Source organism: Kribbella sp. DT2, assembly GCF_049844575.1.
GTDB lineage: Bacteria > Actinomycetota > Actinomycetes > Propionibacteriales > Kribbellaceae > Kribbella.
On record NZ_JBNCLH010000018.1, the window covers coordinates 41,754 to 63,924 of the forward strand.

The following is a 22,171-nucleotide window of genomic DNA, read 5'->3' on the forward strand; positions in this document are numbered from 1 at the left end:
CATGTCGCACGAGTTGTGGTTCCGTACGCCCGCACCGGACTGGTTCGAGGCGTTACCGATCGGGAACGGGCATCTCGGCGGCATGGTCTTCGGCCGGGTGGCCGACGAGCGGGTCGCGCTGAACCTGGACGACGTCTGGTCCGGTGACGGGCCGCGCACGGTGCAGGTCGCCGACGGGCCCGCCGTACTGGCTGACGTACGGCGGTTGCTGCTCCACGACGGGAACCGGCTCGCGGCCACCGAGCGGACCCGGGCGCTGCAGGGGCCGCTGGTCGAGTCGTACCAGCCGCTCGGTGATCTGCTGATCACCTCGCCCGGCGGGGGCGCCGTCCAGGACTACCGGCGCAGCCTCGACCTGCGGACCGGGATCGCCGCGACCAGCTACACGCAAGGTGGAGCCAGGTTCCGGCGCGAGAGCTACGTGTCCACACCGGACCAGGTGCTGGTCTGGACGATCACGGCCGACGCGCCGGGATCGGTGAACCTGTTGGCCGCGCTGACCAGCGTGCACCCGGTCGAGCCGTCGGTGGTCGACAGCCGGACGATCGGGATCACCGGGCGCGCGCCGTCCGACCTCACCATCGAGTACCGGGAGAGCCCGGACCCGATCCGGTACGAGGACGGCCGGGGGATCGGGTTCGGCGTGGCGCTGCGGGCCTTCGCCGAAGGCGGCACGCTCGCCGCCGGACCGGACGGGCTCACCGTCGAGGGCGCGGACTCGGTCACGCTGGTGCTGTCCGCGGCCAGCAGCTTCCAGGGGTGGTCGGTGCCGCCGGCGCGTGAGCTGCCGCTGCCGGACGCCGTACGGCTGGTGGATGCTGTTGCTCCCGACAGGCTTCTCCAGCGGCACCTTGACGACCACACCGCGCTGTACGACCGCGCCGGGCTCACCCTCGGTACGCCGGTCGACCTGCCGACCGACGAACGCGTTCGCGCGGTCGGTGCTAGAGGCAACGATCCTGACCTGGCCGGGCTGCTCTTCGCCTTCGGTCGGTACTTGCTGATGGCATCGTCCCGGCCGGGCACCCAGGCGGCCAACCTGCAGGGGATCTGGAACCAGGACCGCCGCCCGATGTGGGCCAGCGACTGGACCAACAACATCAACACCCAGATGAACTACTGGCTCGCCGACGTGACCGGTCTGCACGAGTGCTTCGACCCGTTCACCGATCTGCTCGAAGGCCTGGCTGAGTCGGGCCACGAGACCGCCCGCATCCTGTACGACGCCCCCGGCTGGGTCTCCCATCACAACGCCGACATCTGGCGCGCGACCTGGCCGGTCGGCGACGGCGGCGACGACCCGGTCTGGGCGATGGCCGCGACCTGCGGCGTCTGGATGTCGGCCCACCTGATGGAGCACCACCGCTTCCACCCCGACGAGGCCTGGCTGCGCGAGCGGGCGTACCCGATCTTGGCCGGCGCGGCCGAGTTCGTGCTGGCGATGCTCGTCGAGGACGGCGACGGCCGGTTGCAGTTCGTCCCGTCGACGGCGCCCGAGCACCACTTCCTGCTGCCGTCGGGGGAGAAGGCGTCGGTCGACGTCACCTCGACGTACGACCTGTGGCTGATCCGCGAGCTGTTCGCGAACCTGTCCGAAGCGGAGACCGCGCTCGGCCTGGCGTCCGACCTCGCCGCCCGCTTCGCGGCTGCTGTCGACCGGCTGCCCGGGATCGGGCTGACCGAGGACGGCCGGATGCTCGAGTGGCAGACCGACTGGCCGCCGTCGGAGTTCGACCACCGGCACCAGTCCCACCTGTACGGGCTGTACCCCGGCAACCAGATCGACCCGGCCCGTACGCCGGAGTGGGCCGGCGGCGTCCGCAAGTCGCTCGAGCTCCGCACGTCGGGTCGTCCGGCCGGTGGCTGGACCAGCGCCTGGCTGATCGCGCTGTACGCCCGTTTGTCCGAGCCGCAGAAGGCCGCGGACGTCGTACGGGACTACACCAGTCGCCTGGTCGCCGGAAGCCTGCTGCACCGCGACGGCGACATCTTCCAGATCGACGCGAACTTCGGCCTGACCGGCGCGATCGCCGAGTTGCTGATCCAGAGCCACACGGACGTCGTACGGGTGCTTCCGGCTCTTCCGTCCGAGTGGCCGACCGGCTCGTACCACGGCCTCCGGGCGCGCGGCGGCCTCGCGGTCGACGTCACCTGGCAGGACGGGCAGATCACCGAGACGCTGGTGCGCGCCGACCGGGCGGGTCGCTTCCGGATCGCCCTGGGGGCAACGGCCGAGCCGATCGAGGTCGAGCTTCCGGCCGGTGAGACGGTCCGGCTGTAGCGGGTCGGTGACCGGCGGTTCGGGTGGGTGGGATGCGCAACAAAATGAGGGTTGCCTAACCAAACTCATGTAATGTCCGCTACGGATCTACCGTCTGAGAAGAGGACACAACATGAGGAGCCGATGGACCGCGGCCGTCGCGGGACTGGCCGTGCTCGGCCTGGCACTGGCCGGCTGCGGCGGCGACGACAAGTCGGCCGACACCGGTGTCGGCGACACCGGTGTCGGCGACACCGACGTGGCGACCGGCGGGCGGCTGTTCTCGACCGCCGACGCGGAGACCGCGAAGCTCGGCTCGGACGCCGCCGACGGCGTCTTCCCGCGGACGGTCAAGCACGCGCTCGGCGACACCAAGCTCGAGAAGAAGCCCGAGCGGGTCGTCGTCCTGGACAGCGGTGAGCTGGACGGCGTGCTCGCGCTCGGCATCACGCCGGTCGGCATGGGCACCAACGCCGGCCAGAACGCGGTCCCGAGCTACCTGGCCGACAAGGCGCAGGGCATCCCGAGCGTCGGCGGCGTCAGCGAGCTCAACCTCGAGGCGATCGCGAACCTGAAGCCCGACCTGATCCTCGGCAGCAAGCTGCGCGCCAACGACCTGTACGCCAAGCTCAGCGCGATCGCGCCGACCGTGATGAGCATCCGGCCCGGGTTCCCGTGGAAGGAAGACTTCCTGCTCGTCGCGGACTCCCTCGGCGAGGAGGCCAAGGCGACGCAGACGCTGAACGACTACCAGAAGCGCGCCGACGAGGTGAAGAGCAAGGTCGAGGGCTCACCGACGATCTCGCTGGTCCGGTTCCGCCCGGCCGACATCCGGCTGTACGGCAACCTGTCGTTCATCGGCGTGATCCTGAAGGACATCGGTCTGCCGCGGCCGAAGGTGCAGGACATCCAGGAGCTCGCGCTGGAGATCTCCCAGGAGAACATCGGCCAGGCCGACGGCGACCGGATCTTCTACTCCAGCTACGGCAAGCCGGAGACGACCGCGGAGAACACCGTCGTCAACGGGACGCTGTGGAAGTCGCTGTCCGGCGTGAAGTCCGGCCATGTGCAGCGGGTCAACGACGAGGTCTGGTTCCTCGGCCTCGGGCCGATCGGCGCCCAGGCGACGCTGACGGACCTGGAGAAGTACCTGTCCGCCAAGAGCTGACGCTCAGTCCGGTACGCGCCCGCGGTCGTTCACCGCGACGTGCGGCGCGTACCGGCGTACGGCGCCTTCAAGCTCCTCGAACGACAGCGTCTTCGTGAGCAGGCTGCCCGGCCAGTCGCAGGACGGCCCCCAGTTCTTCGACAGCTTCGGCAGTTCGGCGTCCGGGACCTTCTGAACGATCAGGTACGACGACCAGCTCTCGTCCTCGTCGCCGTGCACCTCGCGCCGCTCGACCCGGCAGATACCGTGCACCTGTTCCCACGGCAGCTTCTGCGGCTGGTCGCCACCGAGGTAGACGCCCTCGCTGTCGATCGCGAGCAGGATCTCCTCGCTGTCGGCCTCGTGCCGGGACTCCGCGGTCGTGACCCAGCCGACGCCGAGCAGCACCGGCAGGCCGACCGCGAAGATCAGCGGCATTCCGCCGAGCGACAGCCAGACGGTCTCCAGCGGTTCGCGGACCGGTTCGTTCCTGGCCAGCGCGACCACGACGCAGCCGATGGTCAGCAGGATCATCAGACCGAAGACCACCAGGCCGACGTACAGGAGACCGGCCGTGCTCTCCCACCGGCTCTTGCGCACCACGAAGGAAGGTGGGGGCTCGGTCTTCGTCATAACCGCATTGTGTGCGCTGCGGGGGCCGGGCACCAGCCCCCGCGCGTCGCTCAGGCCGCCCCGGGTCGCGCCCTGACCAGGAGGGTGCTGGTCGCGGTGGCGACCAGGTCGCCGGCCGCGGTCTTGACGTTGCCTTCGGCAAATATCACCGAGCGGCCGCCCTTCACCACCCAGCCGGTCCCGACCAGCTCACCGGTGTCGGCCAGGACCGGGCGCAGGTAGTTCACCTTGATCTCGACCGACGTGTAGCCGACGCCGGCCGGCAGCGTGGTGTGCGCCGCGCAGCCCGTCACCGTGTCCAGCAACGTGCAGACCAGGCCGCCGTGCACCATCCCGATCGGGTTGTACGCCGCGTGCGACGGCCGGCAGCTGAACGCCACCTTGCCCTTCTCCGCGCTCACCGGGCCGAACTGCATCAGCACGGCGATCGGTGGTGGCGGGATGCTGCCGTCGGTCATGCCCTGGATGTACTCCAGTCCGCTGAGGGCCGCTGTCTCGGCCAGTACCTGCTCGGGATCGGTCCATTGGAACGTCTGCTCACCCATGGTCTGCATAATAGACTCAGCCAGGTTCTTTTGGGGGATCCGTCCTCCTCCGATCGGCGCTGCCGGTTCGCCGTCCGTCCCCCCAACGGATGAATTACCGGGGCCTTACGTGTCACGGACTTTGGTACGGGCCGGGTGTCCGTAAGAATCAACGTCATGCCCGACCGCCAGACAGCACTCGCCAGCCGCCCGCCGCGCAGCGCCGCCCGAAAGCGCCGCACGGGTGGGCAGCGCCGTACCGGTGGGCAGCGCCGTACTGGTGGTAAATGGCGTCGCGGCATCGTGATCGCGGTGCTGGCGATCCTGTCGGCGCTGCCGCTGATGTTCCACCGCTACGTGCCGAACACGGTCGGAAACCTGGGGAGCCTGCTCGACACGTTCCTGCCGTGGGTCGGGATCGCCGTACCGGTGCTGGCCGTCGCAGCGCTCGTACGCCGGTCCGCCACGGCCGGGGTCGCGTTACTGGTGCCGGCGGTCGTGTGGGGGTTGATGTTCGGTCACCTGCTGATCCCGAACGGGTCCGGCGGGCCGCACGACCTGCGCGTGCTCTCGCACAACGTGGGCGCGGACAACCCGGACCCGGAGCACACGGCGGCCGAGCTGCTGACGGCCGACGCGGACGTGATCGCGCTGGAGGAGATCACCTCGGCGGACCTGAAGATCTACAAGCGCGAGCTCGCCAAGACGTACCCGCACGTGGTGTCGCGGGGGACCGTGGCGCTGTGGTCGAAGTTCCCGGTCGAGGAGGGCAAGGCCGTCGACGTCGGCTTCTCCTGGACCCGCGCGCTGCGCGCCGAGGTCAGTACGCCGGAGGGCAAGGTCGCCTTCTACGTCGCGCACCTGGCATCGGTGCGGGTCGGCACCAGCGGCTTCACGTCCAACCAGCGCAACGAGACGATCAAGCAGCTCGCCCAGCAGATCGCGGCCGAGAAGCGCGCCGGGGTGGTCGTGATGGGCGACTTCAACGGTACGGCGAACGACCGCAGCCTCGCGCCGATCACCGCCGGTCTGCGGTCGGCCCAGGGGGCGGCCGGGCAGGGGTTCGGGTTCACCTGGCCGGCGAAGTTCCCGATGGCGCGGATCGACCACATCATGGTCCGCGGCGTGACGCCGACCAAGGCGTGGGTGATGGAGCAAACCGGCAGCGACCACCGGCCTGTGGTCGCGGAGCTTGCGGTCTAGGCCTCAGCGATCCCGTGCCGGTAGGCGTACCTCACGGCCTCCGCACGATGCCGCGCACCGATCTTGGCGAACGTGTTGTTGATGTGAGTCTTCACCGTCGCTTCCCCGATGAACAACAACGCCGCAATCTCCGGGTTGCTCAAGCCCTGCGCGATCAGCCGTAGTACCTCGGTCTCCCGAGCGGTCAATCCGTCGTTGCTCTTCGGCGCCGTCGAAAGCCCGGCCACCAATCGCCGCGACACCTCCGCATCGAACGTCGACTGCCCCGCCGCGGTCGCCCTGAGCGCCGCCCCGATCTCCACCCGCCCGGCGTCCTTCGTCAAGTACCCCCGCGCCCCTGCTTTCAACGCCTGAGCAATCGACGTGTCGTCCGCGTACGTCGTCAGCACCAGTACGGCGACTTCCGGGTGCTCAGCCGTGAGTCTCGCGGTCGCCTGCACCCCGTCCACCACCGGCATCTTCAGATCCATCAACACCACATCAACCCCGCCGGCGCTCGCCAACTCCACAGCCTCACCCCCGTTGGCCGCGGCCCCCACAACCTCCACTCCTTCCAGCAACCCGAGCAACGCCACCAGCCCTTCCCGCACCACCTGCTGATCATCAGCAACCACCACCCGAATCACGTCACTCATCCTCCACTTCCGCCACCACGACCCACTCCCCGTCAACAACCCCAGCCGACAATTCCCCACCCACCAAGGCCAACCGCTCCCGCATCCCCGCCAGGCCAAATCCCGCACCCGCGGCTGTGTCGCGATCTTCGGCGGGGGAAAGCGGAGGGGAGGCCTGGCCCCCCGCCCCGGCTGGCTTTGCGGCCGACGATCCGGCTGTTGGCTCACTAGCCAACCGCTCCCGCATCCCCACCAGGCCATACCCCGCACCCGCGGCTGTGCCGCGATCTTCGGCGGGGGAAAGCGGAGGGGAGGCCTGGCCCCCCGCCCCGGCTGGCTTTGCGGCCGACGATCCGGCTGTTGGCTCACTCCGCTCTTTCTCCGGCCGGAGCGGTCTTGGCCCGCGCGGCCCTTCCGGCCGCATGGCAGGCGGCCCCAGCCGGTTGCGGATCTCCAGTCGGACTGCCGTTGGGGAGTAGATCAGGTCGACCTCGGCAGGGCGACCGGGTGCATGGCGTGCCGCGTTGGTCAGGGACTCTCGGGCTGCGCCGAGGAGTGCGACGACGACACCGGGGTCGACAGCGCGGACTTCGCCGGTGACGGTGAAGCTGGGGATGCCCCCGTGATCCTGCCCGTGGTGCGCGGTCAGCGACTCGAGTGCCTCGGGCAAGGCGGGCACTTGGTCCTGCCGCAGCGTGGCGACCGCGTTGCGGGCCTCGGTCAGGCCTTGGACTGCGAGCCGGCGGGAGCGGCGGATTCGGTCCAGGGCTGCTTCGCGGTCGTCTTTCTCGGAGAGGAGGGCTTCGGCCAGTTCCAGCTGGACGCTCAGGGCGCCGAGCGAGTGTGCCAGTACGTCGTGGAGCTCGCGGGCGATGCGGGTGCGTTCGTCCAACGCGGCGGCGCGGGAGTGTTCGCGTTGGGCGAGCACGGTCTGGTCGAGGAGCTTCGCGGTCTGCTGGACGCGGAGCTCGTCGTGGCGGCGGTTGAGGCCGAAGAGGATCAGGACCGCGGTCCACAACAGCTGACTCAACAACCAGCTGCTCGTGCGGTCGTAGAGCGCGGTCGAGACGCCGTACGCGAGCGCGCAACCGATGCCGAGGGCAATGATCGGCTGGTTGCGGCGCAGTCGCGGCGTACGGACGAACGTCATCACCGCGACGTCGGTGACCGGGACCAGCACCAGGATGAGCGCGTTGGAACCAGGCATCCCGGTGATGACGGCGGCGCTCAGGGCGGCGTACGAGAGAAGCCCGAGCGACCACAGCTCGTGGTGGTGCATCAGGAACGTCCCGGCGAGGAAGCTGAGCAGCGCGGCGACGAGCACCGGCCAGGCCCACGGCTCGGACGGGCGCGCGGTGGCCAGGACGCCGATCATCACCGCGGTGATCAGCAACCGGGCGAGCACACCGTTCCACCCGAGCAAGCCGGATTGCTTCCTGATCAACGGTTCTCCTCCTCCCACGGCGCAGGCCGATCGTCGCACGCGACCCGGTCCTCATCACCGCGAAGTTATCCCCGCCGAGCGCGGGCCGACGACCAGCCGACGGTGGATCCTGGGGTGGAGAAACGCCCGGGCGCGGCCCAGCGGGACTGTGGTTGAAAGCAGGAGTAACGTTCCTCACCGGTAACAGCACCTTGCGTCACATGACGATGCGGAGGCCGGATGTTCGCGCAAGAATCGGTCCTGAGGCTCGACGCCCAGGCGATCGACTACATCATCATCGCGTTGTACTTCGTCTTCGTGCTCGGCATCGGGTACCTGGCCAAACGCGCGGTCTCGAACAGCCTCGACTTCTTCCTGTCCGGCCGCTCGCTGCCGGCCTGGGTGACCGGCCTGGCCTTCATCTCGGCCAACCTGGGCGCGATCGAGATCATGGGCATGTCGGCCAACGGCGCGCAGTACGGCATGCCGACCGTGCACTACTTCTGGATCGGCGCGATCCCCGCGATGCTGTTCCTGGGTGTCGTGATGATGCCGTTCTACTACGGCTCCAAGGTGCGCAGCGTGCCGGAGTTCATGCTGCGCCGGTTCGGTAAACCGGCCCACCTGGTGAACGCGATCAGCTTCGCGGTGGCCCAGGTGCTGATCGCGGGCGTGAACCTGTTCCTGCTCGCCACCATCGTCAACGTGCTGCTGGGCTGGCCGATCTGGGTCTCCACGATCGTTGCCGCGGTCATCGTTCTCAGCTACATCACGCTCGGCGGCCTGTCCGCGGCGATCTACAACGAGGTGCTGCAGTTCTTCGTGATCGTCGCCGCGCTGCTGCCGCTGACCATCGTCGGCCTGCACCGGGTCGGCGGCTGGCAGGGCCTGGTCGACAAGGTCACCGCCGCCCCGAACGGCGGCGCGGAGCAGCTGAGCGCCTGGCCGGGCAACCAGCTGAGCGGTTTCGACAACAGCTTCCTCTCGGTGATCGGCCTGGTCTTCGGCCTCGGTTTCGTGCTCTCGTTCGGCTACTGGACGACGAACTTCGTCGAGGTCCAGCGCGCGATGGCCAGCAAGAACATGTCGGCGGCCCGGCGGACCCCGATCATCGGCGCGTTCCCGAAGATGTTCATCCCGTTCATCGTGATCATCCCCGGCATGATCGCCGCGGTCGCCGTACCGGAGCTGCAGGCGGTCAAGGCCGGCACCGGCTCGGAGGTCACCTACAACGACGCGTTGCTGCTGCTGATGCGCGACCTGCTGCCGAACGGCATGCTCGGCCTGGCGATCACCGGTCTGCTGGCGTCGTTCATGGCCGGTATGGCGGCCAACCTGAGCTCGTTCAACACGGTGATGACGTACGACCTGCTCGAGCGGTACGTGATCAAGGACCGCAGCGACGGCTTCTACCTGCGCACCGGCCGCTGGGTGACCGTGGTCGGCACGCTGATCGCCGTCGGTACGGCGGCGATCGCGTCCGGCTACAGCAACCTGATGGACTACCTGCAGCAGCTGTTCTCGTTCTTCAACGCGCCGCTGTTCGCCACGTTCATCCTCGGCATGTTCTGGAAGCGGATGACGGCCACGGCCGGGTGGGTCGGTCTGGTCAGCGGTACGACGACCGCCGTGGTGGTCTTCGTCCTGTCCGAGACCGGCGTGATCAACCTGCCGGGCCAGGGCGCCAGCTTCGTCGGCGCCGGTGCCGCGTTCGTCGTCGACATCGTGCTCAGCGTCGTGATCAGCCTGGTCACCAGGCCGAAGCCGGACGAGGAGCTGAAGGGGCTGGTCTACTCGCTGACCCCGAAGGCGGACCGGACCGAGGCGGCCCAGGAGGGCGACCACGGCTGGTACCGCAAGCCGACCCTGCTGGCCGGGATCGCGCTCGCGATGACCGTCGTCCTGAACATCGTCTTCGGCTGACCCGGAAAGGAACGAGGAGATGGCAGACAAGCAGAAAGCCGGAGCGTTCGACATCCGGGTGGTGATCGCGCTGCTGATCGGCGTGTACGGCGTGGTGCTGACGATCCTCGGGATCATCGCCGACCCGGCCGAGGTGGACAAGGCCGACGGGCTGAACATCAACCTGTGGGGCGGGATCGCGATGCTCGTGTTCGCCGCGATCTTCGTGACCTGGTCGCGGCTGCGGCCGATCGTCGTACCGGCCGAGCCCGCGGAGGAGTCGGCCGCTGAGTAGGCAGTGACCTCCGGCGCTTGCGGTCGTTGTAAGACCACTAGCGCCGGTGGTCCTTTGCGGTGGGACGCCGGCATCGCCCCCGTTCCACCGCGAAGGACCACGTATGCCTGCTGCAGCTCCGTTGTCCCGCCGGGCCTTCCTGGCCCGGATCGGTGTGCTCGGTGCGGCCCTGGGCGGAGGCGGCCTGCTGGCCCGCGGCCTCCTCGCCCCGGCCGACGCCGCCACCGGTAACCCGCTCCTGCCACCGGCCGTCGACCTGATCCGGCCGGTGCTGGCCGAGCTCGCCCGCGACACCCTGAACGGCCTGACCGTGTTCGCGATGCCCGGCCCGGACGCCTACTCCCGCACCCAGGGCACCCCGAGCAGCACGCCGGGCGCGCTGGAGTCCGGCGCCACCGACTTCATGATCGAGGCCCTGGACAACTTCGTCCCGTTCCCGGACGCGATCGCGCAGCCGATCTCGGCCGCGCTGGTCACCGGGCTGGCCGACAGCGGGATCGCGCTGCCCGGGCTCGCGCTGCTCCCGCCGGAGCTGCGGCAGCTGGACCGCGCGCTCGCGTCGTACCTGCAGAGCGACGAGGCGATCCCGCTGTCGTTCCCGATCGCCGGCCTGCTGAACCTGATGGCCACCCAGGTCAACCCGCTCGCGGTCAGCGGCGTGCACCTGTCGCCGTTCGCGCGGCTCACGTACGCCGAGAAGGCGGCCGCGTTCGCCCTGATCGAGAAGACCGACTCCGACCTGGTCGCGCTGCTCGACGTGCACTTCCCCGAGCCGCTGAAGGAGTCGGTGTCGGGGCTGCTCAAGTTCGTCGGCGGTGCGCTGATCGAGTTCGCCACCTTCGGCGCGTACAGCGAGTACGGCGTGCTCGACAAGACCACCAAGACCCTGCGCCGGCGTCCGGTCGGCTGGACCCTCGCGGGCTACCAGCCGAACGGGCCGGTCGAGGGCTGGGACGACTTCATCGGCTACTACCAGGGACGCAAAGAGGTGCACGACTGATGCGCGACGTGATCGTGATCGGGGCCGGCGGTGGCGGCCCGGTGGTCGCCAAGGAGCTGGCCGCGAAGGGGCTCGACGTCCTGGTGCTGGAGGCCGGTCCGCGGCACGCGAAGCCGCGGGAGGAGTGGAGCACGTACGAGGAGGACGCGAACAACCCGCTGTCCGGGTACTTCCGGCTCGGCCCGACCGACCGCAGCAAGCCGGCCTGGTACCGGGAGTGGCCGCAGAACTCGTTCGTCTGGCAGCTGTCCGGCGTCGGTGGCACCACCCAGCACTTCTACGGCAACTACCCACGCGCGTACCCGGGCGTCTTCCAGGGGTACGACGGTGCCGACCGCAACGAGTACGACGTGAACCACCGGTTCCCGTTCACGTACTCCGAGCTGGTGCCGTACTTCGAGTGGGTCGAGGCGACGATGCCCGTGATGACGGCGGCGATGGGCACCAAGGAACAGGTGTTCTTCCAGGGCGCCGAGACGCTCGGGCTGCCGGTGCAGACCACGAAGACCACCTTGCGGCCGTCGTACCGGCCGCAGGAGAACGCGATCCTGCAGCCGGGTGGGACGGCCGGCAAGACGGCGGACAAGAACCTGCTGAACTACCCGCAGGCGACCGGGTGCACCTTCTGCGGCTACTGCTTCCAGGGCTGCATGCGGCCGAACGGTGCCCCGCGCAACCAGTTCGCGAAGCGCTCGACCGACAACAGCTACGTGCCGATGGCGTTGACCGCGAACGTGTGGGCGCGCGGCGGCAAGCCGGCCGAGCTGATCGCCGACGCGTACGTGACCCAGGTGCACAGCGAGAAGCGCAACGGCCAGCTGACCGCGACCGGGGTGACGTGGCGGGACAACGTGTCCGGCGACGAGCACCGCGAGGACGCCCGCGTCGTGGTGATGGCCGGCGGCTGCACCGAGAACCCGCGGCTGTGGATGAACAGCGGCCTGCCGAACCCGAACGGCTGGGTCGGCCGCGGCTACACCGACCACTTCTTCGACTGGATGATCGGCTCGTTCGACGACTACACCGGCAACCCCAAGGGCGTCGGGTCGAGCGCCCGCCTGGACTACCCGGGGTACGGCGGCCTGGAGAACGTCGGGTTGCCGCCCGCGCTGAACGCGTTCTCCGGTGCGCTGTCGGACAGCGGGATCCGCGGCCAGTACAAGAACGGGCGCGGCGCGACCGGGCCGTGGGACGGACCGGCCGGGCGGGTGATGGGCCCGGAGATGAAGGAGCTGATGGCCGGTGGCATCGACCACCTGCTGACCGTGCTGGTGATCACCGACGACGACGTCGAGGCGCAGAACCGGGTCACGCTGTCGGCGCTGCCGGCCGACGAGAACGGGCCGATCCCGAAGGTCACCTTCAAGCAGCGCAAGCGGACCAAGCGGACGCTGCGCAACCGGGAGTTCATGGCACGCAAGGCCGCCGAGCTGCTGCGTGGCGCGGGCGCGAAGAAGGTCTACCGGGTCGACTGGGCCCCGCTCATCCTGCACGTGCAGTCGTCGATGCGGATGGGGGAGTCGGAGAAGAACTCGGTGCTCGACGCGCGCGGCGAGGCCCGGGCCGTGAAGCGGCTGTTCGTCGCCGACAACTCGGCGCTGGCCAACGGGCTCGGCGGGCCGAACCCGACGCTGACCAGCCAGGCGGTGGCGACGCGCACGGCGGAGAAGATCTTCCAGACCTACTTCGACGGCGACCCGTGGGTGCGGACGTCGGCGCCGGTGGTGTCGACCGATCCGCGGATCAGCGTGCGGCTGGGGCAGCTCGGACTGTAGGTCAGTGTCCGTTTCACGAACATCGGCGTCCGGCGTGGTCCTGCCGTCCGGGCGCCGGTGTTCCTAGGCTCGAAGTACCCCGACCAGGAGGACTTCGAGATGACTCTGACGACTGATCTTTCGGCGCTGGCCCAGCAGTACGCGGCGCAGGGCTTCGTGCTGGTGAAAGGCCTGCTCAGCAAGGAGGAGGCGGCGTCGTACCGGGAACGCAGCCACGCCCTGCTGGCGCAGCTGAACCGCAACGACGACCCGACCTGGCAGTCGGCGATGGGCCTGTCCGACGGCGCCACCCGTTTGCAGCACCTGCACGACGCGCAGTTCTACGACGCGGCGTACTCGCGGCTGCTGGTCGACCCGCGGTTCACCGACGTGGCCGCCGCGGTGATGGGCGTGGACAACGTCCAACTGCACCACACCAAGCTGTTCGTGAAGCCGCCGGAGAACGGGTCGCCGTTCCCGCTGCACCAGGACCACCCGTTCTTCCCGCACACCTACCACCGGGTCGGCGCGGCGATCTTCCACTTCGACGACGCGCCGGAATCGAAGGGTTGCGTGCGGGTGATCCCGGGCAGCCACCTGGACGGGCCGCGCGAGCACGACCCGGAGGGGTCGTACCACCTGCCCGACGTACCGTTCGAGTCCGCGGTGCCGCAGCCGGCCGAGGCCGGTGACGTGCTGTTCTTCACCTACCTGACCGTGCACGGCTCGGGCGTGAACGTCAGCGACGAGGCGCGGACGACGTGGCTGGTGCAGTACCGCGACGCGGGCGACCCGCCGTCGGTGAAGACCCACGACCACTCGCTCGGTCAGGGCATGATGCTGCGTGGGGTCGACCCGACTGGCAGGAGCAACGTTTGAGCTTGTCGTCCGTTGCGGCGGCTGATCGTTTCGTCGACCTCGCGGGGCTGCTGGAGTCCTGCGAGGTCGACGGGTTTCGCGCGGACTTCGTCAGCTGGGGGCACTACCGGCCGGAGTACTGGCGCAACTACTGGCACAGCCACTCGTTCCACGAGGTCTGCCTGGCGTACGCCGGCGAGGGGCGCTTCAACGTCAGGGACTCGGAGTACGCCGTGACGCCCGGCACGCTCTTCCTCGCCCGGCCCGGCGACACCCACGAGATCGAGTCCAGCCGCGCGGAGCCCCTGGGCATCGCCTTCTGGGGTTTCACCTTCCGCCCACTGGGCACCACCGGCTTCGGCGGTCGGGGCTCCGGCGCCGGGACATCCTCCACCCCGGGTCGGGCCCCCGTACCTTCTTCCTCCCCCGCCCCGCCCGGCGGCGCAGCCGCCGGGCGGGGCGGGGGAGCAGCTGGATGGTGGTCGGGGTTGACCCGGCTGGATGGTCCTGTGGTGTCCACCCGGATGGGGGGCCTGGCTGGGACCATCGAGCGATTGGCCGCGGAGGCTGCAGTGCCTCAGTCCGGCTTCCAGGCCTCTTTGGCTGCTCTCGGCTCGGCTCTGGTCATCGACACCGCTCGGGCCTTCGCGCTGGAGGAGGACCTGGCTGTTGAGCCGGTTCGGTCCGGTGCCAGGGACAGAGTGGTGGTGGACGCCATGCAACGCCTCCTGCTCGACAACCTGGCCCGGCCGATCAGCGTGCGGGAGGTGGCGGCCGCCGTACACCTGTCCGAGCGGCACGCCGAGCGCCTGTTCCGCTCGGTCACCGGCTCCTCGCTGATGTCCACCCTCCGCCGCCTCCGCCTGGAACTCGCAGCCCAGCTCCTGCTCGACCCGGCGTACACGGTGACCCAGGTAGCCCACGCGGCCGGCTACTCCGACGTCCGGCCGTTCTCCACGGCGTTCCGTCGCCAGTACGGCGCTACGCCGACCGCATACCGCCGTACTGGTGGCACCACCTTCGTCAGCTGACCGGTCGACGCCACAGGGCGACCACGGCGACCAGGCCGACCAGTGCCGGGAGCAGTCCGAGCGTCCCGTGGAACAGGGGAACGATGGTCTTGTAGGCCTCTCCTCCGACGCTCACGTCGATCAGTGCGACGGTCGCGCCGACGGCGAAGAGCGTCGTACCGACCCAGCGGGTCCAGCGCTTGCCGCGGTTCACTCCGGCCAGTGTCGTGAGCCAGCCGACCAGTCCGAGCACTCCGACGGCGACCAGGTAGACCGTGATCGCGGTCCGGTCCTTGCTGACGTCTGCGGCCGACCAGTCCGGGTAGGCGCTGCGGACGTGGTCGCCGATGCTGTCGACGGTGGCCAGGTCGACCAGCGGGGCAGCGGTCGCCAGCACGGTCAGCAGCAGCCCGGCGACCAGGGCTTTCTTCGGGGACATGTTCGATCCTCCTCATTCTTACGATGTAAGTTTGAGGGTAAACTTACGGTGTAAGAACTTTCAAGTCGAGGAGGTTGCCGTGCCGGGTCGCCGGGCGCCAGGACAGCGAGTAGGGCTGACGCGTGAGGCGGTGCTGCGCGCGGCCGTCGTACTGGCTGACCGGGAGGGCTTGAAGGCGCTGTCGATGCGACGGCTGGGTGCTGAGCTCGGCGTCGAGGCAATGACCCTGTACCACCACCTGCCGAGCAAGGACGCCCTGCTGGACGGCCTGGTTGAGCAGCTGATCACTCCCTTGACCCCGCCGACCTTCCGGGAGTCGTGGCAGGAAGGCATGCGCTCCTATGCGGTCGATCTGCGCACTGCACTGCTCGCACACCCCAACTTGGTCCCACTGATCGCCTCCAGGCCGGCCGTCACAGCTCAGAACCTCCGCGTCCTGGAGACGGCCCTGGAAGGGCTCACTGCTGCTGGACTGCAGCCCGCCGACGCACTGGACGTCCTGTACGCCGTGAGCGGCTTCGTCGTCGGCCACGTCGTGACGGCGTCGGAGGGCGACCCGATCGACCACCTGGTGGCGATCGACGCGGGGGAGTTCCCGCTGCTGGCGAAGGCTGCGGCCGCCGTACCGGCCCGCGATGCGGACAGGCGTTTCACGTTCGCCCTCGACGCCCTGCTGTCCGGGCTCGGCGCGGGGCGCTAGACTGGGCTTATGCGAGTGAGCCTGCTCCTTAGTTAGCCGTACTGGCAGATCCAGGTCAGTACGGCATCCCCTCCTGCGTGAGGGGCTTTTTCATGTCTGGGACGCCTTTCTGGCACATTTGGGCTCAACCATCACAGAAGAATGCGGGAGTAGGACCGTGAGCGAGCAGGTGGAAGACACTCCGATCGACCGGGGCGGCTACGACCTCAATGCCATGCAGGACAAGTGGCGGCCGGTCTGGGAGAAGCTCGACCCGTTCAAGGCCAAGGACGACGGCTCGGCCGAGCGGCGCTACGCGCTGACGATGTTCTCCTACCCGTCGGGCGACCTGCACATGGGTCACGGCGAGGTCTTCGCGCTGCACGACGTCCTGTCGCGGTACTGGTTCCAGCAGGGCTACGACGTGATGAACCCGATCGGCTGGGACAGCTTCGGGCTGCCCGCCGAGAACGCGGCGATCAAGCGCGACGAGCACCCGGCGACGTACACCTACGCCAACATCGAGACCCAGGCCGAGTCGATCCGCCGCTACGCGCTGAGCTTCGACTGGTCGCGCCGGCTGCACACGTCCGACCCGGAGTACTACAAGTGGACGCAGTGGCTGTTCCTGCAGTTCTTCGAGCGTGGGCTGGCCTACCGCAAGGCGTCGTACGTCAACTGGTGCCCGAACGACCAGACCGTGCTGGCCAACGAGCAGGTCGTCCAGGGCAAGTGCGAGCGGTGCGGCTGGGAGGTCACCAAGCGTGAGCTGACCCAGTGGTACTTCAAGACCACCGAGTACGCGCAGCGTCTGCTGGACGACATGGACCAGCTGCAGTGGCCCGAAGAGATCCTGCTGATGCAGCGGAACTGGATCGGCCGGTCGGAGGGCGCGTTCGCCTCGTTCCAGGTCGAGGGCCGCGACGAGCCGATCAAGGTCTTCACGACTCGCCCGGACACGCTGTTCGGCGCCACCTTCATGGTGGTCGCGCCGGACGCGAAGCTGGCCGAGGAGCTGGTGACGCCGGAGCAGCGCGAGGCGTTCGACGACTACCTGAAGGCCGTCAAAGCCTCCACCGAGATCGAGCGGCTGAGCACCGAGCGCGACAAGACCGGTGTCTTCCTGGGTTCGTACGCGATCAACCCGGTCACCGGCGAGCGGATCCAGATCTGGGCCGCCGACTACGTGCTGGCCGACTACGGCACCGGCGCGATCATGGCGGTGCCCGGCCAGGACAGCCGCGACTGGGAGTTCGCCGAGAAGTTCGGCCTGCCGATCGTGCGCACCGTGCAGCCGGAGGACGGCTTCGACGGCAAGGCGTACACCGGTGACGGCCCGGCGATCAACAGCAGCAACGCCGAGATCAGCCTGGACGGGCTGCCGATCGGCGAGGCCAAGACCAGGATCATCGACTGGCTGCAGGACAAGGAGCTGGGCGAGCGCACGATCAACTACCGGCTGCGCGACTGGCTGCTGAGCCGCCAGCGCTACTGGGGTGCGCCGATCCCGATCATCCACTGCGCGGCCTGCGGCGAGGTCCCCGTACCGGAGGACCAGCTGCCGGTCGAGCTGCCGGACCTGCGCGGTGCGGCGCTCAAACCCAAGGGCGTCTCGCCGTTGGCGTCGGTCCGCGAGTGGGTCGAGGTGGACTGCCCGAAGTGTGGCGGCGCCGCCGAGCGCGACACCGACACGATGGACACCTTCGTCGACTCGTCGTGGTACTTCCTGCGCTACTGCTCGCCGAACTACACCGAGGGCGCGTTCGACAAGGACGCCGTGAACCGGTGGATGCCGACGTACCAGTACGTCGGTGGCAAGGAGCACGCCGTACTGCACCTGCTGTACGCGCGCTTCTTCACCAAGGCGCTGCACGACATGGGTCTGCTGGACGCCACCGAGCCCTTCACCCGGCTGCTGAACCAGGGCCAGGTGATCAACGAGGGCAAGGCGATGAGCAAGTCGCTGGGCAACGGGGTCAACCTGGGCGACCAGCTGGACGAGTTCGGCGTCGACGCGATTCGCCTGACGATGGTCTTCGCCGGTCCGCCGGACGACGACATCGACTGGGCCGACCTGTCCCCGGGCGGCTCGCTGCGGTTCCTGCAGCGCGCCTGGCGGCTGAGCGGCTCGGTCGAGGCTCCGGTGGGCGCCGACCCGTCGACCGGTGACCTGGCGCTGCGGAAGATCACCCATCGCACGGTGGCCGACGCGAGCGAGCTGATCGACTCGTACCGGTTCAACGTGATGGTCGCCCGGGTGATGGAGCTGGTGAACGCCACCCGCAAGGCGATCGACTCCGGCCCGGGCGCTGCCGACCCGGCGGTCCGCGAGGCGGCCGAGACGGTGGCGATCCTGCTGAGCCTGGTCGCGCCGTACACGGCCGAGGACATGTGGGAGAACCTGGGCCACCAGCCGACGGTCGCCAAGGCCGGCTGGCCGACGGTCGACCCGGCGCTGCTGGTCGAGGACTCGGTCACTTGCGTCGTCCAGATCGCGGGCAAGGTGAAGGAGCGGCTGGAGGTCGCCCCCGACATCAGCGACGCCGACCTGGAGAAGCTGGCCCTGGACTCCGAGGCCGTGCAGAAGGCGCTGGACGGCCGTGGGGTCCGCAAGGTGATCGTGCGCGCGCCGAAACTGGTCAACATCGTCCCGGCCTGACACTGTGGCGGGATGCGCTCCGAGCTGATCGACGTACAGACCGGTACTGGTGAGGTCGTCCTCGACCTCACCAGCCGGTGCGAGCAGTTTGTCGCCGCCCAGGCCCACCAGGCCCAGGGGGACGGACTGCTGCACGTGTTCGTCCCGCACGCGACGGCCGGAGTGGCGATCCTCGAGACCGGTGCCGGCAGCGACACCGATCTCCTGGCGGTGCTGGAGGAGTTGCTGCCGCGGGACTTCCGGTGGCAGCACCGGCACGGGACGCCCGGGCACGGCCGTGATCACGTGCTGCCGGCGCTGATCCCGCCGTACGCGTCGATCCCTGTGCTGGGTGGGCGCCTGATGCTCGGCACCTGGCAGTCGATCTGCCTGGTGGACACGAACGTGGACAATCCTTCACGTCAGGTGCGGCTTTCCTGGCTGCCCTCGTGAATTCCTGACCAAGTTTGTTTTGTGGCGGGTTTTTGCTGACGTATCGCGATGTTGCCGGACGTGTTACCTCGGCGAAACACGTCTTCGCTTGAATGTCCGCATGGCAGCCCTTGACTCCTTGCTCGGCGTCGGCACCGAGCTCATCGTGCGCGCGACCAGGAACATCTGCGCCGGCAGCCTGCTCAACGCCGACCACGGCCGCACCGACACCGCGGCCCGGCTCTCGGACTGGACCGAGGTCCTTTCCCTGTACGCCGAAAAGAATGCCGAGGACGTCCGCGTCAGTGCCTGATCGGGCATTCCTGTTCGGGCAGCAATTCCTTTCTCAACCGGTCGCGCCCGTGGCACCGCCACCGGCGCGACCGCCCACCCCGCTCCGGTCACGTATCTTGTGCTGTGGCGGTGTGAGGCTCAGAAGGGGTGACGGGCTTTGTCGGACGCGGATGGCCGGGCTGCGGGACGGAGCGGATTCGCCGATCTCCTGCTCGACCTGAGGGTCCAGGCAGGGTTCTCCCAGGAGGAGCTGGCCGAGGCGGCCGGTCTGAGCGTGCGGACGATCCGCGAGCTGGAGGCGGGCCGGGTGGCTCGCCCGCGGAAGGACTCCGTCCGGCTGCTGGCGTCGGCGTTGGGGCTTCAGGACGTTGCCGAGTTCTTGGCGGCCGCCGGCCACGGGACTGTCCGGCCGGTGATCGCCGTGGGTGCTCCGGCGCCGACCGGCATGCGCTGGCGGGGGACCAGACCGATCCCGGACGGGCTGGTCGGGCGCGAGCGAGAGCTGGGGGAGCTGGCCGAGCTGCTGGCCCAGAACCGGCTGGTGACGCTGGTGGGCCCTGGCGGGGTCGGCAAGACCGAGCTGGCGCTGGCCGCGGCCGACCGGTTCTCCGGCGTCGACACGACCGTCGTGGTCGTCGACCTGACGACGGTCCAGCGCGACGCCGCCGTACCGTCTGCGATCTTGGACGCCTTCGGTACGGCGCCTGGCACGTCCGACCTCGACGACGTGCTGTCCGGGCGTCAGCCGGGTGACCTGGTGATCGTGGAGGACAACGCCGAGCACGTGCTCGACGGGGTCGCCACGGTGGCGAACCGGATGGTCCGCAGCTTCCCGGGCGTCGGCGTACTGGTGACGTCGCGGATCCCGCTCGGGCTGCCGGACGAAGTGGTCCGGCGGGTCGAGGTGCTCGGCGTGCCTGCCAATGATCGAGACTTCGCGGAGATCGCGGCCAGTCCTGCCGTCGAGATGTTCGTACGGCGGGCCGCGCGGGTCCGGCCGGACTTCGCGCTGACTCCGGACAACGCGGCGACGGTCGCGCGGCTGTGCCAGCGGCTGGATGGGCTGCCGCTCGCGCTGGAGCTGGCCGCGGCCCGTGCCGGCTCACTGTCGGTGGAGACGATCCTGGCCGCGCTGGACGACCGGTTCCGGCTGCTGTCCGGGCCGCGGCGCTTCGGCGCACCACACCAGCGGACGCTGGCCGACACGATCGCCTGGAGCGTCGACGCGCTGTCCGACGCGGCCCGCCAGCTGCTGTACCGGGCCTCGATGATGGGGTCGCCGTTCACGCTGGACGCCGTGGTCGGGGTCTGCACGGGGCTGCCGATCGACCCGCTCGACGTACCCATGCTGCTGGCCGAGCTGGTCGACAAGTCGCTGCTGCAGCCGGTGCTGGAGTTCGAGCAGTTGTACGGCTCGCGCTACAAGATGCTGGAGACGATCCGCGAGCACGCGTACGCCGGACTGACGTCGCAGGGCACGGACCTGACCGAGTTCCGCGACCGGGCGGTGACGTGGTGCGCGGAGTACGTGAAGGGGCTGGAAGGCGCCTGGGCGAGCCCGGACCGCGACCGGAGGTACCGGGCGGCCAACGCGAACTCGGCGACCTTCGAGGTCGCGCTGGAGAGGGCCGCCGAGCTGGGCCAGTGGGACACCGCCGCGCAGATCGTGCTGGGCTTCCGGATCGCGTGGCAGTACCAGGCGAGCGTGGCACAGAGCGGGATCCGCTGGGCCGTGGCGTGCGCCGAGAACGTGGTCGACAAGGAGGTCAGCGGGATGCTGCTGGCCATCGGCGGCCGGCTGTCGAGCCTGACGGGCGACGTACGGGCTGCTCGGCGCCTGTACGGCGAAGCGCGCACGCTGATCCCACCGGAGTCGGAGATGGGCCTGGTGGCTCGCGGCGGTTGGGTGTCGTCCGGGTCGCTGCTGCTGGACACGGCGAGCCTGGCCGAGATCCCGGCGCTGGTGACCGACGCACGGGCGCACGGGAACGTCCAGCGGTCTGCGACGGTCCAGGCGATCTGCGGGCTGGCGCTGGCCCGGTGGGGTCGGTTGCCGGAGGCCAAGGAGCTCCTGCTGGCGTGGGAGGCGGCGCTGGTGAACCCGGGGGTCTACCCGGACGAGATCGCGTACATGGCGCTCAGCCGGGTCTCGCTCGAGCTGGGGGATCTCGCTGAGGCGCGGCGCTGGGCGGAGCTGGCCCGGGACAGCCAGGCGTCGGACGACCCGGAGCGGACCAAGATCGCCGGGTGCCTGGCGATGGTCGAGTTCCAGGAGGGGCACTTCGACGAGGCACAGGCCCTGCTGGACGAGGCCGACGCTGACATCCGCGGGCACCGGGGGTACTTCGACTACCTGGTGATGCTTTATCGGAGCCGGTTGGCTCGGCGTACTGGGGATCTGGCGGGGGCCCGTGTCGCGATCCGCGACGCGGTCAGTCGGCTGCAGGTCGAGGGACGGGTCGTGTACCTGCTGGACGTCCTGCCGGAGGCGGTCGCCGTACTGCATGCGGCTGGGCAGTCTGCCGCCGCTGACCTGCTCTGCGGGCAGCTGCTCGCGTGGCAGCGGACGATGGACCCGCCGATGCTGCCGACCGCCTGGGCGGTGCTGCAGGAGTCCTGCTCGAGCGCCTCGCAGGCGCCGGGCTGGCCCGAGCCCGACCCGGCCGAGTCCGTACGGCGGCTCGCGGACGACGTACTGCGCGCTCTGTCCTGACCAAAGCTGCCGGGGAGCTGCCGGTTCTTCTGCCTCGTCGCGGCGGCCCGCGCCGACCAAGATATTCGGTGTAGGGCAGGTACCACACAGGCAGAGATCGACGGCCGGACCGGGTGTCCGAGGCAGGAGGTGGACCGTGACGAGGCAAGCGCGGACCACCGACCGGCCCAGGGAGACCGCGGGACGGGTGACGACGACACGGAGCAGGTCCGGCAGTGATCGGTGGGGGCGCCGTTCAGCTGTCGTGAGGCCCCGGAGTGCTGTGACGTGCGGATCTGTCCTACGCAGTACCGGGTGCCGTGGACCGTCAGGGCACCGGACCCGGGGTGGGGCTCCAGCAGCGGCCATGCACA

Annotated in this window: 19 protein-coding genes; 14 read left to right on the forward strand and 5 right to left on the reverse strand. The window is 69.4% G+C overall.

The features are described 5' to 3' along the window. Window position 1: 1 nt before the first annotated feature. On the forward strand, window positions 2-2,281 hold the full coding sequence (locus ACLQ2O_RS40975; RefSeq protein ID WP_425843125.1) for a glycoside hydrolase family 95 protein: 2,280 nt from the start codon (window positions 2-4) through the stop codon (window positions 2,279-2,281). Between the two features lie 112 nt (window positions 2,282-2,393). Next, a complete protein-coding gene (locus tag ACLQ2O_RS40980) occupies window positions 2,394-3,428 on the forward strand; it encodes an ABC transporter substrate-binding protein (RefSeq protein ID WP_425843127.1) in 1,035 nt (344 codons plus the stop codon). A gap of 3 nt (window positions 3,429-3,431) precedes the next feature. Here ACLQ2O_RS40980 and ACLQ2O_RS40985 read toward each other — a convergent pair whose 3' ends face one another. Together ACLQ2O_RS40985 and ACLQ2O_RS40990 are read right to left on the reverse strand one after the other, a co-directional pair. After that, window positions 3,432-4,040: a hypothetical protein gene (locus ACLQ2O_RS40985; protein WP_425843129.1), complete on the reverse strand. Its 609-nt coding sequence runs from the start codon at window positions 4,038-4,040 to the stop codon at window positions 3,432-3,434. Window positions 4,041-4,090: 50 nt separating this feature from the next. Then, window positions 4,091-4,585, reverse strand: a complete 495-nt coding sequence (locus tag ACLQ2O_RS40990; RefSeq protein WP_425843131.1) for a PaaI family thioesterase — start codon at window positions 4,583-4,585, stop codon at window positions 4,091-4,093. Window positions 4,586-4,741: 156 nt separating this feature from the next. On the opposite strand from ACLQ2O_RS40990, the gene ACLQ2O_RS40995 reads away from it, so the two are divergent. Continuing rightward, window positions 4,742-5,767 (forward strand): endonuclease/exonuclease/phosphatase family protein, encoded by a 1,026-nt coding sequence (locus ACLQ2O_RS40995; RefSeq protein WP_425843133.1) that lies wholly within the window; start codon window positions 4,742-4,744, stop codon window positions 5,765-5,767. Here ACLQ2O_RS40995 and ACLQ2O_RS41000 read toward each other — a convergent pair. Both ACLQ2O_RS41000 and ACLQ2O_RS41005 read right to left on the reverse strand, forming a co-directional pair. Beyond that, window positions 5,764-6,402 (reverse strand): response regulator, encoded by a 639-nt coding sequence (locus ACLQ2O_RS41000; protein WP_425843135.1) that lies wholly within the window; start codon window positions 6,400-6,402, stop codon window positions 5,764-5,766. The two genes, ACLQ2O_RS40995 and ACLQ2O_RS41000, sit on opposite strands and share 4 nt — an antisense overlap. After that, window positions 6,395-7,825, reverse strand: coding sequence for a histidine kinase (locus ACLQ2O_RS41005; RefSeq protein ID WP_425843137.1), 1,431 nt, complete (start codon window positions 7,823-7,825; stop codon window positions 6,395-6,397). The genes ACLQ2O_RS41000 and ACLQ2O_RS41005 overlap by 8 nt, the downstream gene beginning before the upstream one ends. 219 nt (window positions 7,826-8,044) lie before the next feature. Here ACLQ2O_RS41005 and ACLQ2O_RS41010 point away from each other — a divergent pair, with 219 nt between their 5' ends. The 6 genes from ACLQ2O_RS41010 (at window position 8,045) to ACLQ2O_RS41035 (ending at window position 14,644) form a co-directional block, all read left to right on the forward strand. After that, on the forward strand, window positions 8,045-9,727 hold the full coding sequence (locus tag ACLQ2O_RS41010; protein WP_425843139.1) for a sodium:solute symporter family protein: 1,683 nt from the start codon (window positions 8,045-8,047) through the stop codon (window positions 9,725-9,727). A gap of 19 nt (window positions 9,728-9,746) precedes the next feature. Beyond that, window positions 9,747-10,001, forward strand: coding sequence for a hypothetical protein (locus tag ACLQ2O_RS41015; protein ID WP_425843141.1), 255 nt, complete (start codon window positions 9,747-9,749; stop codon window positions 9,999-10,001). Window positions 10,002-10,104: 103 nt separating this feature from the next. Further along, window positions 10,105-11,001, forward strand: a complete 897-nt coding sequence (locus ACLQ2O_RS41020; protein ID WP_425843142.1) for a hypothetical protein — start codon at window positions 10,105-10,107, stop codon at window positions 10,999-11,001. After that, the gene (locus tag ACLQ2O_RS41025) at window positions 11,001-12,776 is read left to right on the forward strand and encodes a GMC family oxidoreductase N-terminal domain-containing protein (protein WP_425843144.1); all 1,776 of its coding nucleotides are present in this window, start codon (window positions 11,001-11,003) and stop codon (window positions 12,774-12,776) included. Before ACLQ2O_RS41020 ends, ACLQ2O_RS41025 begins: the two co-directional genes overlap by 1 nt. A gap of 99 nt (window positions 12,777-12,875) precedes the next feature. Then, entirely contained in the window at window positions 12,876-13,634 is a 759-nt protein-coding gene (locus ACLQ2O_RS41030; RefSeq protein WP_425843145.1) for a phytanoyl-CoA dioxygenase family protein, read from the forward strand. Continuing rightward, window positions 13,631-14,644, forward strand: a complete 1,014-nt coding sequence (locus tag ACLQ2O_RS41035) for a helix-turn-helix domain-containing protein (protein ID WP_425843147.1) — start codon at window positions 13,631-13,633, stop codon at window positions 14,642-14,644. Before ACLQ2O_RS41030 ends, ACLQ2O_RS41035 begins: the two co-directional genes overlap by 4 nt. Here ACLQ2O_RS41035 and ACLQ2O_RS41040 read toward each other — a convergent pair. Next, the gene (locus tag ACLQ2O_RS41040; protein WP_425843149.1) at window positions 14,637-15,062 is read right to left on the reverse strand and encodes a hypothetical protein; all 426 of its coding nucleotides are present in this window, start codon (window positions 15,060-15,062) and stop codon (window positions 14,637-14,639) included. The two genes, ACLQ2O_RS41035 and ACLQ2O_RS41040, sit on opposite strands and share 8 nt — an antisense overlap. A gap of 79 nt (window positions 15,063-15,141) precedes the next feature. Between ACLQ2O_RS41040 and ACLQ2O_RS41045 the strand changes: the two genes are divergently transcribed. The 5 genes from ACLQ2O_RS41045 (at window position 15,142) to ACLQ2O_RS41065 (ending at window position 21,818) form a co-directional block, all read left to right on the forward strand. After that, entirely contained in the window at window positions 15,142-15,762 is a 621-nt protein-coding gene (locus ACLQ2O_RS41045) for a TetR/AcrR family transcriptional regulator C-terminal domain-containing protein (RefSeq protein WP_425843151.1), read from the forward strand. 157 nt (window positions 15,763-15,919) lie between these two features. Further along, the gene (gene leuS, locus ACLQ2O_RS41050) at window positions 15,920-18,400 is read left to right on the forward strand and encodes a leucine--tRNA ligase (protein ID WP_425843153.1); all 2,481 of its coding nucleotides are present in this window, start codon (window positions 15,920-15,922) and stop codon (window positions 18,398-18,400) included. Between the two features lie 12 nt (window positions 18,401-18,412). Further along, window positions 18,413-18,832 carry a YjbQ family protein gene (locus tag ACLQ2O_RS41055; RefSeq protein ID WP_425843155.1) on the forward strand — a complete coding sequence of 140 codons (420 nt, stop codon included), beginning with the start codon at window positions 18,413-18,415 and terminating at the stop codon, window positions 18,830-18,832. A 100-nt stretch (window positions 18,833-18,932) separates the two neighbouring features. Next, window positions 18,933-19,124, forward strand: a complete 192-nt coding sequence (locus ACLQ2O_RS41060; RefSeq protein ID WP_425843157.1) for a hypothetical protein — start codon at window positions 18,933-18,935, stop codon at window positions 19,122-19,124. 138 nt (window positions 19,125-19,262) lie between these two features. Beyond that, entirely contained in the window at window positions 19,263-21,818 is a 2,556-nt protein-coding gene (locus ACLQ2O_RS41065) for an ATP-binding protein (RefSeq protein ID WP_425843159.1), read from the forward strand. The last annotated feature ends 353 nt before the right edge of the window (window positions 21,819-22,171 follow it).

What these genes read in the sequence shown, in the direction of transcription:
- ACLQ2O_RS41055 (WP_425843155.1), top strand. Translation starts at nt 18,413, where the DNA reads ATGCGCTCCGAGCTGATCGACGTACAGACCGGTACTGGTGAGGTCGTC.
- ACLQ2O_RS41015 (WP_425843141.1), top strand. Translation starts at nt 9,747, where the DNA reads ATGGCAGACAAGCAGAAAGCCGGAGCGTTCGACATCCGGGTGGTGATC.
- ACLQ2O_RS41060 (WP_425843157.1), top strand. Translation starts at nt 18,933, where the DNA reads ATGGCAGCCCTTGACTCCTTGCTCGGCGTCGGCACCGAGCTCATCGTG.
- ACLQ2O_RS40990 (WP_425843131.1), bottom strand. Translation starts at nt 4,585, where the DNA reads ATGGGTGAGCAGACGTTCCAATGGACCGATCCCGAGCAGGTACTGGCC.
- ACLQ2O_RS40980 (WP_425843127.1), top strand. Translation starts at nt 2,394, where the DNA reads ATGAGGAGCCGATGGACCGCGGCCGTCGCGGGACTGGCCGTGCTCGGC.
- ACLQ2O_RS40975 (WP_425843125.1), top strand. Translation starts at nt 2, where the DNA reads ATGTCGCACGAGTTGTGGTTCCGTACGCCCGCACCGGACTGGTTCGAG.
- ACLQ2O_RS41020 (WP_425843142.1), top strand. Translation starts at nt 10,105, where the DNA reads ATGCCTGCTGCAGCTCCGTTGTCCCGCCGGGCCTTCCTGGCCCGGATC.
- ACLQ2O_RS40995 (WP_425843133.1), top strand. Translation starts at nt 4,742, where the DNA reads ATGCCCGACCGCCAGACAGCACTCGCCAGCCGCCCGCCGCGCAGCGCC.
- ACLQ2O_RS41040 (WP_425843149.1), bottom strand. Translation starts at nt 15,062, where the DNA reads ATGTCCCCGAAGAAAGCCCTGGTCGCCGGGCTGCTGCTGACCGTGCTG.
- ACLQ2O_RS41000 (WP_425843135.1), bottom strand. Translation starts at nt 6,402, where the DNA reads ATGAGTGACGTGATTCGGGTGGTGGTTGCTGATGATCAGCAGGTGGTG.
- ACLQ2O_RS41030 (WP_425843145.1), top strand. Translation starts at nt 12,876, where the DNA reads ATGACTCTGACGACTGATCTTTCGGCGCTGGCCCAGCAGTACGCGGCG.
- ACLQ2O_RS41010 (WP_425843139.1), top strand. Translation starts at nt 8,045, where the DNA reads ATGTTCGCGCAAGAATCGGTCCTGAGGCTCGACGCCCAGGCGATCGAC.
- ACLQ2O_RS40985 (WP_425843129.1), bottom strand. Translation starts at nt 4,040, where the DNA reads ATGACGAAGACCGAGCCCCCACCTTCCTTCGTGGTGCGCAAGAGCCGG.
- ACLQ2O_RS41025 (WP_425843144.1), top strand. Translation starts at nt 11,001, where the DNA reads ATGCGCGACGTGATCGTGATCGGGGCCGGCGGTGGCGGCCCGGTGGTC.